The organism is Corynebacterium mastitidis DSM 44356, assembly GCF_000375365.1.
GTDB classification, from domain to species: Bacteria; Actinomycetota; Actinomycetes; order Mycobacteriales; family Mycobacteriaceae; genus Corynebacterium; species Corynebacterium mastitidis.
Window position 1 is genome coordinate 36,073 of the sequence record NZ_AQXB01000004.1, and the last position, 13,905, is coordinate 49,977.

At 67.5% G+C, this 13,905-nt stretch carries 20 protein-coding genes; 18 read left to right on the plus strand and 2 right to left on the minus strand.

Annotation, left to right across the window (positions count from 1 at the left end; genetic code table 11):
- Window positions 1–26: 26 nt before the first annotated feature.
- On the minus strand, window positions 27–491 hold the full coding sequence (cynS, locus tag B140_RS0105520; protein ID WP_018118354.1) for a cyanase: 465 nt from the start codon (window positions 489–491) through the stop codon (window positions 27–29).
- A 192-nt stretch (window positions 492–683) separates the two neighbouring features.
- Here cynS and B140_RS0105525 point away from each other — a divergent pair, with 192 nt between their 5' ends.
- Complete coding sequence (locus tag B140_RS0105525; RefSeq protein ID WP_244874395.1) at window positions 684–2,021, plus strand: lipase family protein; 1,338 nt, start codon at window positions 684–686, stop codon at window positions 2,019–2,021.
- 66 nt (window positions 2,022–2,087) lie between these two features.
- On the opposite strand, the gene B140_RS0105530 is transcribed toward B140_RS0105525, so the two are convergent.
- Complete coding sequence (locus B140_RS0105530; protein ID WP_018118356.1) at window positions 2,088–2,858, minus strand: formate dehydrogenase accessory sulfurtransferase FdhD; 771 nt, start codon at window positions 2,856–2,858, stop codon at window positions 2,088–2,090.
- Between the two features lie 286 nt (window positions 2,859–3,144).
- On the opposite strand from B140_RS0105530, the gene rpsH reads away from it, so the two are divergent.
- The 17 genes from rpsH (at window position 3,145) to rplQ (ending at window position 13,828) form a co-directional block, all read left to right on the plus strand.
- The gene (gene rpsH, locus B140_RS0105535; RefSeq protein ID WP_018118357.1) at window positions 3,145–3,543 is read left to right on the plus strand and encodes a 30S ribosomal protein S8; all 399 of its coding nucleotides are present in this window, start codon (window positions 3,145–3,147) and stop codon (window positions 3,541–3,543) included.
- 18 nt (window positions 3,544–3,561) lie between these two features.
- Window positions 3,562–4,098 (plus strand): 50S ribosomal protein L6, encoded by a 537-nt coding sequence (gene rplF, locus B140_RS0105540; protein ID WP_018118358.1) that lies wholly within the window; start codon window positions 3,562–3,564, stop codon window positions 4,096–4,098.
- 2 nt (window positions 4,099–4,100) lie between these two features.
- Window positions 4,101–4,508 (plus strand): 50S ribosomal protein L18, encoded by a 408-nt coding sequence (gene rplR, locus B140_RS0105545; RefSeq protein ID WP_026166031.1) that lies wholly within the window; start codon window positions 4,101–4,103, stop codon window positions 4,506–4,508.
- A 40-nt stretch (window positions 4,509–4,548) separates the two neighbouring features.
- Entirely contained in the window at window positions 4,549–5,175 is a 627-nt protein-coding gene (gene rpsE / locus B140_RS0105550) for a 30S ribosomal protein S5 (RefSeq protein WP_018118360.1), read from the plus strand.
- Between the two features lie 2 nt (window positions 5,176–5,177).
- Complete coding sequence (rpmD, locus tag B140_RS0105555; RefSeq protein ID WP_018118361.1) at window positions 5,178–5,363, plus strand: 50S ribosomal protein L30; 186 nt, start codon at window positions 5,178–5,180, stop codon at window positions 5,361–5,363.
- Between the two features lie 7 nt (window positions 5,364–5,370).
- Window positions 5,371–5,820 (plus strand): 50S ribosomal protein L15, encoded by a 450-nt coding sequence (gene rplO / locus B140_RS0105560; protein ID WP_018118362.1) that lies wholly within the window; start codon window positions 5,371–5,373, stop codon window positions 5,818–5,820.
- A 205-nt stretch (window positions 5,821–6,025) separates the two neighbouring features.
- A complete protein-coding gene (locus B140_RS0105565) occupies window positions 6,026–6,394 on the plus strand; it encodes a hypothetical protein (protein WP_018118363.1) in 369 nt (122 codons plus the stop codon).
- A 168-nt stretch (window positions 6,395–6,562) separates the two neighbouring features.
- Window positions 6,563–7,888 carry a preprotein translocase subunit SecY gene (gene secY, locus B140_RS0105570; RefSeq protein ID WP_026166032.1) on the plus strand — a complete coding sequence of 442 codons (1,326 nt, stop codon included), beginning with the start codon at window positions 6,563–6,565 and terminating at the stop codon, window positions 7,886–7,888.
- On the plus strand, window positions 7,885–8,436 hold the full coding sequence (locus B140_RS0105575) for an adenylate kinase (protein WP_026166033.1): 552 nt from the start codon (window positions 7,885–7,887) through the stop codon (window positions 8,434–8,436). Before secY ends, B140_RS0105575 begins: the two co-directional genes overlap by 4 nt.
- A 128-nt stretch (window positions 8,437–8,564) precedes the next feature.
- Complete coding sequence (gene map, locus B140_RS0105580) at window positions 8,565–9,365, plus strand: type I methionyl aminopeptidase (protein WP_018118366.1); 801 nt, start codon at window positions 8,565–8,567, stop codon at window positions 9,363–9,365.
- A 34-nt stretch (window positions 9,366–9,399) separates the two neighbouring features.
- The gene (locus B140_RS0105585) at window positions 9,400–10,224 is read left to right on the plus strand and encodes a L,D-transpeptidase (RefSeq protein ID WP_026166034.1); all 825 of its coding nucleotides are present in this window, start codon (window positions 9,400–9,402) and stop codon (window positions 10,222–10,224) included.
- A gap of 185 nt (window positions 10,225–10,409) precedes the next feature.
- Entirely contained in the window at window positions 10,410–10,628 is a 219-nt protein-coding gene (infA, locus tag B140_RS0105590; protein WP_018118368.1) for a translation initiation factor IF-1, read from the plus strand.
- 187 nt (window positions 10,629–10,815) lie between these two features.
- Complete coding sequence (rpsM, locus tag B140_RS0105595; RefSeq protein ID WP_018118369.1) at window positions 10,816–11,184, plus strand: 30S ribosomal protein S13; 369 nt, start codon at window positions 10,816–10,818, stop codon at window positions 11,182–11,184.
- A gap of 3 nt (window positions 11,185–11,187) precedes the next feature.
- Window positions 11,188–11,592 carry a 30S ribosomal protein S11 gene (gene rpsK, locus B140_RS0105600; protein WP_018118370.1) on the plus strand — a complete coding sequence of 135 codons (405 nt, stop codon included), beginning with the start codon at window positions 11,188–11,190 and terminating at the stop codon, window positions 11,590–11,592.
- A 22-nt stretch (window positions 11,593–11,614) separates the two neighbouring features.
- Complete coding sequence (gene rpsD / locus B140_RS0105605) at window positions 11,615–12,220, plus strand: 30S ribosomal protein S4 (protein ID WP_018118371.1); 606 nt, start codon at window positions 11,615–11,617, stop codon at window positions 12,218–12,220.
- A 69-nt stretch (window positions 12,221–12,289) separates the two neighbouring features.
- Complete coding sequence (locus B140_RS0105610; RefSeq protein ID WP_018118372.1) at window positions 12,290–13,306, plus strand: DNA-directed RNA polymerase subunit alpha; 1,017 nt, start codon at window positions 12,290–12,292, stop codon at window positions 13,304–13,306.
- 39 nt (window positions 13,307–13,345) lie between these two features.
- Window positions 13,346–13,828, plus strand: coding sequence for a 50S ribosomal protein L17 (gene rplQ, locus B140_RS0105615; RefSeq protein WP_018118373.1), 483 nt, complete (start codon window positions 13,346–13,348; stop codon window positions 13,826–13,828).
- Window positions 13,829–13,905 lie beyond the last annotated feature (77 nt).

Here is a 13,905-nt window from a genome sequence, read left to right on the forward strand (position 1 = left end):
TCCTTTGCCGTATCTGGGGGAGGGGATTACCAGCGGTAGTCCAGGAACTTGCCGTCGAGGGTGATGACCACGCGGTCCCCGTCCGGGTCCGGGCGGCGGCGCAGGTCCACCTGGAAGTTGATGGCGCTCATGATGCCGTCGCCAAACTCCTCGTGGATGAGCGCCTTGAGCGCGGGCCCGTAGACGGACAGCGCCTCGTGGAGGCGATAGATGGTGGGGTCGTTCTTCGCGGCCGGGTCGCCGCCGCGCGTGGGCTGCGCGCGCAGGGACTCCACCAGGGCGGCGCGCTCGGCGCCCTCGAATCCGAGGTGGCGCGCGATCGCCTCGGCCTGCTCGGCGCCCAGCGGGTGCTGCCCGAGGAGCGCGGCGGTGGTCCATACCACGGGGGCATCGATAAGCCGGGCCAGGTCCGCCCAGGCGGTGCCCGTGCGGATGCGCCGGGCGTCGATCAGGGCGGCGGCCTCGGCCTTGGGGAGGATCGGTTGGGTCATGTCTGTCCTTTCGGGGAGGGGTCGGCGTGGGTCCGTTACATCCCACTAGTCACACAAGTAACATGCGCAACAAGAATTTGTTATGATTTCTGGAGAAAATATCTCCTGGCTATACTTCACCTGAATTTCCCCTGATGGATCGGGGCCTCGGCGATAGCCGGTACACGCGTGGAAAAAGATTGGATGGTAAACGTGAAAAGCACTCGCCTGCTTGCTTTCCTCACCGCAGTGACGGTGGCGCTCCCGGCGGCACCCGCGGTGGCCCTTCCCTCCGTGGAGGGGTCGCACGAGGGCGCCCCGCTGGGCGGCTCCTCCGTGGTGCAGAGCGACCGCAGCTTCTTTGAAAACCACGAGGACCTCTCCGGGCGCAACCCCGGCGAGGTGCTCGGCGTGCGCCACCTGCCCTACCACGCCCTGGGCCTGCCCACCCCGGTGGACGTCACCCAGATCCGCTACGTGACCACCGACGCCCAGGGCAACAAGACCCACGGCATCACCTCCGTGCTCGCGCCCACCGCCCCGAGCAACGGCAAGCTCGTGTCCATGCACTCCATCTACGACTCCCTGGACCCCAACCACGCTCCCTCGCGCGCGGTCGCGGGCGACATCTCGATGGGGACGATGGGCTACGGCGCCGCCGAGGCCGCCGAGGTCGTGGCCTTCCTGGCCCAGGGCTACGCCGTGGCCTTCGCGGACATCGAGGGGCAGAGCGCCAACTTCGTGGCGGGCCCGGAGTACGGCACCACCGCCCTGGACGGCATCCGCGCCGCGCTGGCCGTGCCGGACACCGGCCTGTCCGCCGACGCCCCCGTGGGCCTGTTCGGCTACTCCGGCGGGGCGATCGCCACCAACTGGGCGGCGCAGCTCGCCCCCACCTACGCCCCGGAGATCAACGACAACCTCGTGGGCGCGGCCACCGGCGGCGTGCTGGTCAACCCGATCAACAACATCGGCTACGTCAGCGGCTCCGCCTACTGGGCGCCCATCCAGCTCATGGCCGTGGTGGGGCTCTCCCGCGCCTACGGGGTGGACCTGGCCAAGTACTTCAACGACTTCGGCCAGATGATGCTCAAGCGCGTGGAGAACGCCTCCATCGCCGAGGTCGTGGGCTCCGCGCCGGGGCTGACCTGGGAGTCCCTGGTCAAGCCGGAGTACCGCGACCCGGCTTCGATCCCGGAGCTGGTGGACGTGGTGCGCAAGGTGAACATGGGCATCGGCCCGGACCCGACCGTCCCCTTCTACTACACGCAGGGCGTGGGCGGCGAGGCCATCGGCACGGTGGACCTCCAGCGCGGCATCGGCAAGGCGGGCGACGGCGTGATGGTGGCCGACGACTCCCGCGCCCTGGCGAACAAGTACTGCGCCGCGGGCGTGCCCGTGCAGTACGAGGAGCACCCCGTGCCGCACGTGACCGGCGGCATCACCTGGTACGTGAACGCGGCTAAGTGGATGCGGGAGCGCTTCGAGGGCAAGCCCGCCCCCAGCACCTGCGGCAGCATCCCGGCGGGCGACCAGAGCATCCTGCACTAGGACCCCACGGCGGGCGGAGGGCCCGCGCGCAGGGCGGCCCCGGGTGGACCGGGGCCGCCCTTTTTTCTATGCCCCGCCGGAGGGCGCGCCCGAGTAGAGCACCACGGGCCGCCGCTGCGGGGTCCCGCCCGCCCGCGCGAGGAGGAGCCCGTGGGCGCGGGCGTGCTCCACCGCGGCGGCGGTGGGCGGGGCGGGGGAGAACACGCCGCTGAGGCCCGCCCGCGAGGCGCGGCGCGCGAGGTCGAGCGTGGGCGGGCAGCTCAGGGTGAGGTGGAGCCCCGTGGCGGGCACGCGGCGCTGAAGCAGCAGGGCGCCCACCGCCTTGTCCAGGGCGTTGGCGGCGTGCGCGTCCTCCCGGGACAGCAGGAGGCGGGGCCCGCCCTCATGCTCCGGGGAGAGGATCGCGGCGCGGAGCATGCCGCCCGAGGGGAGCGCGGGCAGGAGGCCAAGGAGCGCGCGCAGGGCTGGCTCGGGGATGGTTGCCGCCCCCGCACCCTGCGGCGCGGCGGGGACGGGGGCGCTGGCGGTGGGGCGGGTAGAGCGCAGGTCCAGCACGTTGTAGCTGTTGCACCCCTCCGGCCCCTGCGCCCCGGCGCAGTAGCGGGCCTCGCGAACCTGCGCGGCGTCGCGGATCAGGCCCTGGGCGTAGAGGAAGCCGTGGGCCAGCTCCACGTCGTGCCCGGGCGTGCGGGGAATGAGGAAGGATCGGCGGCCATCGAGCCGCAGGGTGAGGACCTCCTCGGCCAGGACGTCGGCCGCGCGGCGCTCGGCGCGGAGGCTCCCGGCGGCGTCGGGGGAGAGGTGGAGGGCGGAAACGCGCGGGGTGCGGGTGCTCATGGGCATCCACACTAGGGGGATTTGGCTCCGATGGGCGAGGTGGGTACAGTTAAACGCTGGACTTCTGCGCGCCGTCGGCCGTGTGCCCGCGGGGCGCGATACTCCATACATACATCGAACACCTACTTTGTTGTAGGCCCCTCGCCGGGTACGCGCACCGCGTGTGATGTGGCAGCGAGCAGCCCCCGCTACTGAGCGGGGGAGAGCGCAAGTGGCCCAAGGAGACGCGGAGAACGCCTCGCCGGTGGGTTAGGGAACCGCAACGAGAAAGGCTATAGGTCGCTTTATGACCATGACTGATCCTATCGCGGACATGCTGTCGCGCGTGCGCAACGCTAATCACGCGCACCACGACGTCGTGTCCATGCCGTCCTCCAAGATCAAGGCGAACATCGCCGAGATCCTCAAGCAGGAGGGCTACATCGCGAACTACACCGTCGAGGACGCCAAGGTCGGCAAGACCCTGTCCCTCGAGCTGAAGTACGGCCCCCAGCGCGAGCGCTCCATCTCCGGTCTGCGCCGCGTGTCCAAGCCGGGTCTGCGCGTGTACGCAAAGTCCACCGAACTGCCGACGGTCCTTGGCGGCCTGGGTGTGGCCATCATCTCCACCTCCCAGGGCCTCCTGACCGATCGCCAGGCGAGCGAGAAGGGCGTAGGCGGAGAAGTCCTCGCCTACGTCTGGTAAAGGGAGAAGTGATAAGCAATGTCGCGAGTTGGTAAGGCTCCCATCGCCATTCCGTCCGGTGTGGAAACCAAGATCGACGGCCAGCACGTCGAGGTCAAGGGCCCCAAGGGCACGCTGTCCCTGGACGTCCCCGCCCCGATCTCCGTGGCCGTGGAGGATAACCAGATTGTGGTATCCCGCCCGGACGATCACCGCAAGAACCGTGCCCTGCATGGTCTCTCCCGGTCGCTGATCAACAACTGCGTTGTCGGCGTCACCGAGGGCTACACCATCAAGATGGAGATCTTCGGCGTGGGCTACCGCGTCCAGGCCAAGGGCAAGGACCTGGAGTTCGCCCTGGGCTACTCCCACCCGATCCTCATCGAGGCGCCGGAGGGCATCACCTTTGCCGTGGATGGCAACACCAAGTTCTCCATCGCCGGTATCGACAAGCAGCAGGTTGGGCAGATCGCCGCGAACATCCGTCGTCTGCGGAAGGACGATCCTTACAAGGGTAAGGGCATCCGCTACGAGGGTGAGCAGATCCGCCGCAAGGTCGGAAAGACGGGTAAGTAAGCATGAGCAACAACGCAGAACAGAACAAGAAGCGTACGCCGGTGGGCAAGGACATCTCCTCGCGCCGCCGCGCCGCCCGTGCCCGCCGTCACTTCCGCGTTCGCAAGAACCTGCGTGGTACTCCCGAGGCGCCGCGCCTGGTGGTGCACCGCTCCTCGCGTCACATGCACGCGCAGGTGATCGACGACACCATCGGCCACACCCTGGTTGCCGCCTCCACCATCGAGCCGGAGATCCGGGCGATGGAGGGCGACAAGAAGACCAAGGGCGCCAAGGTGGGCGAGCTGATCGCCCAGCGCGCCAAGGAGGCCGGCATCGAGAAGGTCGTGTTCGACCGCGCCGGTTACAAGTACCACGGCCGCGTTGCCGCGCTGGCCGACGCAGCCCGCGAAGGTGGTTTGAAGTTCTAATGATTGCCACCCAGCAGAACATCAACGGAAGGATCGCGTAATGCCGGGACGTGAACGGCGTGACGGCGGACGCTCCGCCGACGAGAACAAGAAGAACAACAACGAGCGTCGCGGCGGGCGCAACAACGACCGCCGCGGCAACAACGACGAGCGCGATAAGTACATCGAGCGCGTTGTGACCATCAACCGCGTGTCCAAGGTGGTCAAGGGCGGTCGCCGCTTCAGCTTCACCGCCCTGGTGATCGTGGGCGACGGTCAGGGCATGGTCGGCGTGGGCTACGGCAAGGCCAAGGAAGTTCCCGCCGCCATCCAGAAGGGCGCCGAGGAGGCTCGCAAGAACTTCTTCCGCGTGCCCATGGTGGCCGGCACCATCACCCACCCGGTGATCGGCGAGGCCGCCGCCGGCCGCGTGATGCTCAAGCCCGCCGCCCCCGGTACCGGTGTGATCGCCGGTGGCGCCGCCCGCCCCGTGCTGGAGTGCGCCGGTGTGCAGGACATCCTCTCGAAGTCCCTGGGCTCCGACAACGCCATCAACGTTGTGCACGCCACGGTGGACGGCCTGAAGCAGCTCGTCCGCCCGGAGGAGGTCGCGGCCCGTCGCGGCAAGACCCTGGAAGAGGTCGCTCCCGCCCGTATGCTGCGCGCCCGCGCTGGACAGGAGGCCTAATAATGGCACTGAAGATCACTCAGATTCGCGGTATCGTGGGTGCGAACCCGAAGCAGAAGGCCAACCTTGAGGCCCTGGGCCTCAAGCGCATCCGCCACAGCGTCATCAAGCAGGACAACGCCGCCGTGCGTGGCCAGATCAACATGGTGCGCCACCTGGTGGTTGTCGAAGAAGTGGCAGGGGAGTAGATAACACATGAGCGATATCATCAAGCTCCACGATCTGCGCCCGTCCAAGGGTGCAAACAAGCCCAAGACCCGCGTGGGTCGCGGCGAGGCGTCCAAGGGTAAGACCGCCGGTCGCGGTACCAAGGGCACCAAGGCCCGCAAGCAGGTCTCGGCGGCGTTCGAGGGTGGGCAGATGCCGATCCACATGCGCCTGCCGAAGCTCAAGGGCTTCAAGAACCCGAACAAGGTCTACTACCAGGTGGTCAACGTGGGCGACCTGAACAAGGCCTTCCCGGAGGGTGGGGAGATCACCGTGGCCGACATCGCCGCCAAGGGCCTCGTGCGCCCGAAGCAGCCGGTCAAGGTCCTCGGCACCGGCGATATCAGCGTGAAGCTGAGCGTCACCGCCGAGAAGTTCTCCAAGTCCGCCGTGGAGAAGATCGAGGCCGCCGGCGGTTCCGTGACCGCCACCAAGTAGTTTTTACCGCTTGACGGCCCAGCCGGGCCCCGCGCCTCTCGGCGCTGGGGCCCGGCTTTGCTATGCTCGCTCCGAGAGGGGCGGTCAGGGGGGCAGTGAGGGCGCGGTGAGCGTCGAGAAGCTTAAGCGTGGCGCCGGGGGAGCGGGGGTGCCCGGGACGTTGGGGGCGCTGCGCGCCGCGCCCGCGCGAGGTAGATTCAGGCCCATGAGCATCAAGGGATGGGCAAACCTGGCGGGCGCGGTGCTGGCGATCGCGCTGGTGTTAGAGATCCTCTCCGCGCTGATCCTTCAGGGGGAGGCCCCGCTGCTGCGCGGGCTCTCGCTGGCGAGCGCGGGCGTGACGCTGGTGGGCGTGGCCCTGTTCTTCCGCCGCAGCGCTCCCCGCGTGCTCACCGGCTTTGCCCTGGGCGCGGGCCTGGCGCTGTGGTGGGCGCGGCTGGCGGCGGGGCTCTCCGCCGGGAACGCGGATGGGGAGGATGTTTTCTTTGCCGTGGCGCTCGGCGCCGTGGGGGCCGGGATCGTGGCGCTGCTGTGGGCCGGGCTGCGTTCGTCGGACCCGGAACCAAGGGGCTAGGCGCCCCACCCCGGGATGGGAAAAGCCGGGGAGGCTGGTAAGGTGGTGTAGTCAATTGTGTCCGGCGCCCCTGGCCGCGTGCATGCGGGGCGTAGGGGCTGGAACGATATAGAACCTCTGCCGTGCTCGATCGCCCAGCGGCGAGCGCGCGTGGGGCCAGGAGGATAAGTGTCCGCCGTTATCCAGGCTTTTAAGGATGTTGATCTTCGCCGGAAGATTCTCTTCACGATCGCGATGATCATCTTGTACCGCATTGGCGCGCAGATTCCCTCGCCGGGAGTGGACTACGCGCAGATTAGCGGGCGTCTGCGCGACCTCACCCAGGAGCAGGGGAGTGTGTACTCGCTCATCAACCTGTTCTCCGGCGGCGCGCTGCTGCAGCTCTCGGTCTTTGCCATCGGCATCATGCCCTACATCACGGCGTCGATCATCGTGCAGCTCCTCACCGTGGTGATCCCGCACTTCGAGCAGCTCAAGAAGGAGGGGCAGTCCGGCCAGGCCAAGATGACCCAGTACACCCGCTACCTCACGGTGGCGCTCGCGCTGCTGCAGTCCGCGGGCATCGTGGCGCTGGCGGATCGCCAGCAGCTCCTGGGCCAGGGCGTGGAGGTGCTGGTGCCGGACCGCACCGTGTGGGACCTGGTGGTGCTCGTCATCACCATGACCTCCGGCGCGGTCCTGGTGATGTGGATGGGCGAGCTGATTACGGAGAAGGGCGTGGGCAATGGCATGTCCCTGCTCATCTTCGCGGGCATCGCCACCCGCCTGCCCACCGATGGCCTCTCCGTGCTCAACAACTCCGGCGGCCTGATGCTCGCCGTGGTGATCGCCGCCGTGATCGTGCTCGTGGTGGGCGTGGTGTTCGTGGAGCAGGGCCAGCGCCGCATCCCGGTGCAGTACGCCAAGCGCATGGTGGGGCGCCGCCAGTACGGCGGCTCCTCCACCTACCTGCCGCTGAAGGTCAACCAGGCGGGCGTGATCCCGGTGATCTTTGCCTCCTCCCTGATCTACATGCCGGTGCTCATCACCCAGATCGTGTACTCGGGCAGCGCGGGGCAGCCGGATAACTGGTGGCAGCGCAACGTCATCTCGGTGCTCCAGACCCCCTCCTCCTGGCAGTACATCGTGCTGTACTTCGCCCTGATCATCTTCTTCTCCTACTTCTACGTCTCCGTGCAGTACGACCCGTACGAGCAGGCGGATAACATGAAGAAGTACGGTGGCTTCATCCCGGGCAAGCGCCCGGGCCGCCCGACGGCGGAGTACCTCGCCTACGTGATGAACCGCCTGCTGTTCGTCGGTGCGATCTACCTCGGCGTGATCGCGGTGCTTCCCAACATCGCCCTGGAGTTTGGCATCGGCCAGCAGGGCAGCGCGGGCATGGGTGCCTTCGGCGGCACGGCGGTGCTCATCCTCGTGTCCGTGGCGCTGACCACCGTCAAGCAAATCGAAAGCCAGCTTCTGCAAAGTAACTACGAAGGGTTGCTCAAATGAGACTCGTACTTCTTGGACCCCCCGGTGCTGGCAAGGGCACCCAGGCCGCGCTCCTCTCGGAGAAGCTGGGCGTGCCGCACATCTCCACCGGAGACCTCTTCCGCGCCAACATCGGCCAGGGAACCCCCCTGGGCATCGAGGCCAAGGAATACATCGACGCCGGAAAGCTCGTGCCCACCGAGGTGACCGCCCGCATGGTGGAGTCCCGCCTGGACGAGGCGGACACGGCCGAGGGCTTCCTGCTGGACGGCTTTCCCCGCACCGTGGAGCAGGCGGAGATCCTTACCGCCCTGCTGGAGCGCAAGGGCCTCAAGTTCGACGGCGTGCTGAACTTCCGCGTCTCCGAGGACGTGGTGGTGGAGCGGATGCTCGCCCGTGGCCGCGCCGACGATAACGAGGAGACCATCCGCACCCGCCTGAAGGTGTACCGGGACGAGACCGCCCCGCTCATCGAGCACTACGGCGAAGACATCATCACCGTGGAGGCCGAGGGCGACGTGGAGGAGATCAACGCCCGCACGCTGGCCGCGCTGAAGGCCGGCGAGTAGCCCTCCCCGGGCCACGAGCACCCCCGCGACGGAGTACGCTCCGGCGTGGGGATTTTTTTATGGATGTGCAACGCCGATGCGTACAGCCGGACGGCGCCGCGCCGGAGCGCGAGAGAAAGGGAGAACACATGGGTTTTAGGGGCAAGAGGAAAATCCCGGGCAAGACCCCGGGGGAGCTCGACGCCATGCAGGCGGCGGGGGAGATCGTGGGCAGGGCCCTGTGCGCGGTGCGCGAGGCCGCCAAGCCCGGGGTGAGCACCCTGGAGCTGGACGCGGTGGCGGAGGCCGTGATCCGGGACGCCGGGGCCTATCCGACCTTCCTCGGGTACCAGGGCTTCCCCGGCTCCATCTGCGCCTCGGTCAACGAGGTCATCGTGCACGGGATACCAGGCAAGGAGACGGTGCTCAAAAGCGGCGACCTCGTCTCCATCGACTGCGGCGCCACGCTGGACGGCTGGGTGGGGGACTCCGCCTGGTCCTTCGGCGTGGGCGAGCTGGCCCCGGAGGCGGCGGCGCTGAACGACGCCACCCGGTGGGTGATGGAGCAGGGGGTCGCGGCGATGGTCCCGGGCGCCCGGCTCACGGACGTCTCGCACGCGCTGGAAACCGCCACCCGGCGGGCGGAGAAGCGCTGGGGCGTGGCGCTGGGGATCGTGGACGGCTACGGCGGGCACGGCATCGGCCGCACGATGCACGAGGACCCCTTCCTGGCCAACGAGGGCAAGCCGGGGAAGGGGCCGGTGATCCAGGAGGGGACCACGCTGTGCGTGGAGCCCATGCTCACCCTGGGAAGCTGGGACAACGAGGTGCTCGACGACGGCTGGACGGTGGTCACCGCCGATGGCTCCTGGGCCGCGCATTGGGAGCACACGGTGGCGGCCACGAGCGAGGGGCCGAGGATCCTCACCCCCCGCCCCGCGGGGCAATAGCGTTTCCCCACGCGGGCGGGCTATACTTGCGGTCATGTCATACAAGCCCCGCCATGCTAAGCCCTCTGCCACGCGGCGTCGGGCGGCCTCCCTCGCTGCCGCTGGTACCGCGACGGGTGCCCTCCTCGCCTCCCCCTCGATCGCGTCCGCGGCGGAAGCCTCCCCCGTGCCCGCCTCCTCGGGTCTGGACCTGGAGTCCCAGGCCGCCCAGGTGCGCGACGCGCTGCACCAGCAGGCCAGTCAGCTCCCCCCGGAGCTGGCCGATCCCGCCCTGCAGCTCCTGGACGGCTCCCTGGAGACGGCCTTCCCGGGCCTGACCGAGCAGGGCAGCAGCGCCCCGGAGGCGGCCCCCACCCCGGAGGCGACTCAGGACCCGGCCCAGGCCGAGGGGCAGCGCCGCCTTGAGGCGGAGCAGGCGGCCCAGGCCGAGGAGGCGCGCCGCGCGGAGGCCGAGCGCGTGGCCGCCCAGCAGCAGGCCGACGCCCGCGCCGCCGACCTTGCCTCCACCCCCTGCCCGGCGGAGGCCCGCGCCTGCATCGACCTGCAGGGCAACCGCACGTGGCTGCAGGACAACGGCACCGTCACCTACGGCCCCGTTCCGATGTCCGCCGGTGCCCCGTCCCCGGAGACGGCCACTCCGACGGGCACCTTCTACGTGAACCGCAAGGTCAAGGACGAGGTCTCCTACGAGTTCGACCAGGCCCCCATGCCGTACGCGGTGTACTTCACCAACAACGGCATCGCCTTCCACCAGGGCAACACCTCGCTGCTCTCGCACGGCTGCATCCACCTCAACCACGACGACGCGGTGGAGTACTTCGATCAGCTTCAGATCGGTGACATGGTCTACGTGTACTAAGCGTGTGCCCCGGGCGCGGAACCCGGAGGGCGAGAGGCGAGCGGGCGTTGCGCCCGCTCGCCTTTTTTGATCCCCAAGGAGGCTGAGTGTACAGTTAGCAGCGATCATGCCTTTATTGCGCTCGACGCCGTCGCGCCGGGCGGGCGTGATCGCGTACACCTAATGTCAGCGGAGAGTTGGAGGATATGGCAAAGGAAGGCGCCATCGAGGTGGAGGGTCGGGTCATCGAGCCCCTGCCGAACGCAATGTTCAAGGTCGAGCTCGATAATGGCCACCAGGTTCTCGCCCACATCAGTGGTAAGATGCGCCAGCACTACATCCGTATCCTGCCGGAGGACCGCGTCGTGGTGGAGCTTTCTCCCTACGACCTCTCCCGCGGTCGCATCGTCTACCGCTACAAGTAATTTCTCGCCTCCTCGCTCCAGGCTTTCCCGAGGCCATCGCGCCCGGAACGCTGCTTAAACCTTCGGCCACGGTGGCTGAAGCCCTGCGAATCACGGCCCATCGTCCGGGCACGGACCGGATTAAAGCGCCGCGTGGCAGGGGCGAGCGGGGAGAAAACCACCGTAACAACCGGAAAGGTACTGCCACATGGCACGTCTTGCTGGTGTGGACCTCCCGCGCAACAAGCGCATGGAGGTTGCACTCACCTACATCTACGGCATCGGCCCGGCCCGTTCGGCCAAGCTGCTTGAGGAGACCGGCATCTCTCCCGACCTGCGCACCGATGACCTCAACGACGAGCAGCTTTCTGCTCTGCGTGACGTGATCGAGGCTTCTTGGAAGGTGGAGGGTGACCTCCGCCGCCAGGTTCAGGCCGACATCCGCCGCAAGATTGAGATCGGAAGCTACCAGGGTCTGCGTCACCGTCGCGGTCTGCCCGTTCGCGGTCAGCGCACCAAGACCAACGCCCGCACCCGCAAGGGTCCGAAGAAGACGATCGCCGGAAAGAAGAAGTAATCTATGCCTCCGAAGACTCGCTCTGGCGCCCGCCGCTCTGGCCGCCGCGCCGTCAAGAAGAACGTGGCCCAGGGCCACGCCTACATCAAGTCCACCTTCAACAACACCATCGTGTCCATCACCGCCCCCAACGGCGATGTGATCGCGTGGGCCTCCTCCGGCCACGTGGGTTTCAAGGGCTCCCGTAAGTCCACCCCGTTCGCCGCGCAGCTGGCCGCCGAGAACGCCGCCCGCAAGGCGATGGATCACGGCATGAAGAAGGTCGACGTGTTCGTCAAGGGTCCGGGCTCGGGCCGCGAAACCGCTATCCGTTCCCTCCAGGCCGCCGGCCTCGAGGTCAACTCGATCTCCGACGTGACGCCGCACCCGCACAACGGCTGCCGCCCGCCGAAGCGTCGTCGCGTTTAAGGGAAAGGAAAGGTAACTAACTATGGCTCGTTACACCGGCCCCGCAACCCGCAAGTCCCGTCGTCTCCGCGTTGACCTCGTCGGCGGCGACATGTCCTTCGAGCGTCGCCCCTACCCCCCGGGTCAGGCTGGCCGCGCCCGCATCAAGGAGTCCGAGTACCTGCTCCAGCTCCAGGAGAAGCAGAAGGCTCGCTTCACCTACGGCGTGATGGAGAAGCAGTTCCGCCGCTACTACCAGGAGGCCAACCGCCTCTCCGGTAAGACCGGCGAGAACCTGCTCATCCTGCTGGAGTCCCGCCTGGACAACGTGGTTTACCGCGCCGGTCTGGCGCGCACCCGCCGCCAGGCCCGCCAGCTCGTCTCCCACGGCCACTTCACCGTGAACGGCAAGAAGATCGACGTCCCCTCGTACCGCGTCTCGCGCTACGACATCATCGATGTTCGCGAGCGTTCCCGCAAGATGCAGTGGTTCGAGGAGGCCCAGGAGCAGCTTGCCGACGCCGTCGTGCCGGCCTGGATTCAGGTCGTGCCCGATACCCTGCGCATCCTCGTGCACCAGTTGCCCGAGCGCGCACAGATCGACGTGCCGCTGCAGGAGCAGCTCATCGTCGAGCTCTACTCGAAGTAATCGCTCACGCTCGTTATCCATCCCTTTCCGTCTACCGGCGTCAAATAGCGGGCGCCAAAGGAGAGTCCCATGCTTATTTCCCAGCGACCCACCCTCACCGAAGAGGTCGTGGAGGAGTCCCGCTCCCGGTTCGTCATCGAGCCGCTGGAGCCGGGCTTCGGCTACACCCTCGGCAATTCGCTGCGTCGTACCCTGCTCTCGTCCATCCCGGGCGCGGCGGTGACCAGCGTGAAGATCGACGGGGTCCTGCACGAGTTCACCACCATCAACGGCGTGAAGGAGGATGTCTCCGACATCATCCTGAACATCAAGTCCATGGTTCTTTCCTCGGACTCCGAGGAGCCCGTGGTGATGTACCTGAGCAAGCAGGGCGAGGGCGAGATCACGGCGGGGGACATTCAGCCCCCCGCCGGGGTGGAGATCCACAACCCGGATCTGCACATCGCGACCCTCAATGAGCAGGGCAGCCTGGAGATCGAGTTCATCGTGGAGCGCGGGCGCGGCTACGTCCCCGCCGCTCCCACCGGTGGGGGAGAGATCGGCCGTATCCCGGTGGATCAGATCTACTCCCCGGTGCTCAAGGTCAGCTACAAGGTCGAGGCCACCCGCGTGGAGCAGCGCACCGACTTTGACAAGCTGATCATCGACGTGGAGACGAAGAACTCCATCACCCCGCGCAACGCCATGGCCTCCGCGGGTAAGACGCTCGTGGAGCTGTTCGGCCTCGCGCACGAGCTCAACACCTCCGCTGAGGGCATCGAGATCGGCCCCTCGCCGCGCGAGTCCGAGTTCATGGCCGCCTACGGGATGCCCATCGAGGACCTGAACTTCTCCGTTCGTTCGTACAACTGCCTGAAGCGCCAGGAGATCCACACCGTCGGTGAGCTCGCGGAGTGCACCGAGTCGGACCTGCTGGACATCCGCAACTTCGGGCAGAAGTCGATCAACGAGGTCAAGATCAAGCTGGCGAACCTGGGCCTGACGCTCAAGGACGCCCCCGACGACTTTGACCCGACGGTGCTCGAGGGCTACGACGCCGCCACCGGCGACTTCGTGGATGACGAAGCGGAAGATTCCGACGAGTAAGACGCCCGCTCAACTCAATTTTCACACGAGGAGTTATTCATGCCTACCCCGAAGAAGGGCGCACGGCTCGGCGGTTCTGCCAGCAACCAGCGAAAGATTCTGTCTAACCTGGCTGCGCAACTGTTCGAGCACGGTGCCATCAAGACCACCGATGCACGGGCCAAGATGCTCCGCCCCTACGCGGAGAAGCTCATCACCAAGGCCAAGAAGGGCACCGTCGCGGACCGCCGCGAGGTGCTCAAGAAGGTGCCCCACAAGGACGTTGTGGCCCACCTCTTCAACGAGCTCGCCCCCCAGTTCGAGGGCCGCGAGGGCGGGTACACCCGCATCGTGAAGCTGGAGAACCGCCGCGGCGACAACGCCCCGATGTCCCAGATCTCCCTCGTCGTCGAGGAGACCGTGAGCACCGAGGCCACCCGCGCCACCCGCGCGGCGGCCTCCAAGCAGGCCGAGACCGAGGTTGCGGAAGCGGCCGAGGAGACTGCTGCGGAGAAGGCCGAGGAGGCCACCGAGGAGAAGTAATCTCCCGACCAACTCGGTTCTCAGGGCCGGGGCGGAGCAGGCGTGACGCGCCTTCCGCCCCGGCCCTCTCGCGTGGC

Bases quoted from the DNA above. Each gene is read 5' to 3' on its own strand.
- rplQ (WP_018118373.1), top strand. From the start codon at position 13,346: ATGCCTACCCCGAAGAAGGGCGCACGGCTCGGCGGTTCTGCCAGCAAC.
- rpsK (WP_018118370.1), top strand. From the start codon at position 11,188: ATGCCTCCGAAGACTCGCTCTGGCGCCCGCCGCTCTGGCCGCCGCGCC.
- map (WP_018118366.1), top strand. From the start codon at position 8,565: ATGGGTTTTAGGGGCAAGAGGAAAATCCCGGGCAAGACCCCGGGGGAG.
- B140_RS0105585 (WP_026166034.1), top strand. From the start codon at position 9,400: ATGTCATACAAGCCCCGCCATGCTAAGCCCTCTGCCACGCGGCGTCGG.
- infA (WP_018118368.1), top strand. From the start codon at position 10,410: ATGGCAAAGGAAGGCGCCATCGAGGTGGAGGGTCGGGTCATCGAGCCC.
- B140_RS0105610 (WP_018118372.1), top strand. From the start codon at position 12,290: ATGCTTATTTCCCAGCGACCCACCCTCACCGAAGAGGTCGTGGAGGAG.
- rpmD (WP_018118361.1), top strand. From the start codon at position 5,178: ATGGCACTGAAGATCACTCAGATTCGCGGTATCGTGGGTGCGAACCCG.
- rplF (WP_018118358.1), top strand. From the start codon at position 3,562: ATGTCGCGAGTTGGTAAGGCTCCCATCGCCATTCCGTCCGGTGTGGAA.
- rplR (WP_026166031.1), top strand. From the start codon at position 4,101: ATGAGCAACAACGCAGAACAGAACAAGAAGCGTACGCCGGTGGGCAAG.
- rpsM (WP_018118369.1), top strand. From the start codon at position 10,816: ATGGCACGTCTTGCTGGTGTGGACCTCCCGCGCAACAAGCGCATGGAG.
- rpsH (WP_018118357.1), top strand. From the start codon at position 3,145: ATGACCATGACTGATCCTATCGCGGACATGCTGTCGCGCGTGCGCAAC.
- rpsD (WP_018118371.1), top strand. From the start codon at position 11,615: ATGGCTCGTTACACCGGCCCCGCAACCCGCAAGTCCCGTCGTCTCCGC.
- B140_RS0105575 (WP_026166033.1), top strand. From the start codon at position 7,885: ATGAGACTCGTACTTCTTGGACCCCCCGGTGCTGGCAAGGGCACCCAG.
- B140_RS0105530 (WP_018118356.1), bottom strand. From the start codon at position 2,858: ATGAGCACCCGCACCCCGCGCGTTTCCGCCCTCCACCTCTCCCCCGAC.
- rpsE (WP_018118360.1), top strand. From the start codon at position 4,549: ATGCCGGGACGTGAACGGCGTGACGGCGGACGCTCCGCCGACGAGAAC.
- B140_RS0105565 (WP_018118363.1), top strand. From the start codon at position 6,026: ATGAGCATCAAGGGATGGGCAAACCTGGCGGGCGCGGTGCTGGCGATC.
- cynS (WP_018118354.1), bottom strand. From the start codon at position 491: ATGACCCAACCGATCCTCCCCAAGGCCGAGGCCGCCGCCCTGATCGAC.
- rplO (WP_018118362.1), top strand. From the start codon at position 5,371: ATGAGCGATATCATCAAGCTCCACGATCTGCGCCCGTCCAAGGGTGCA.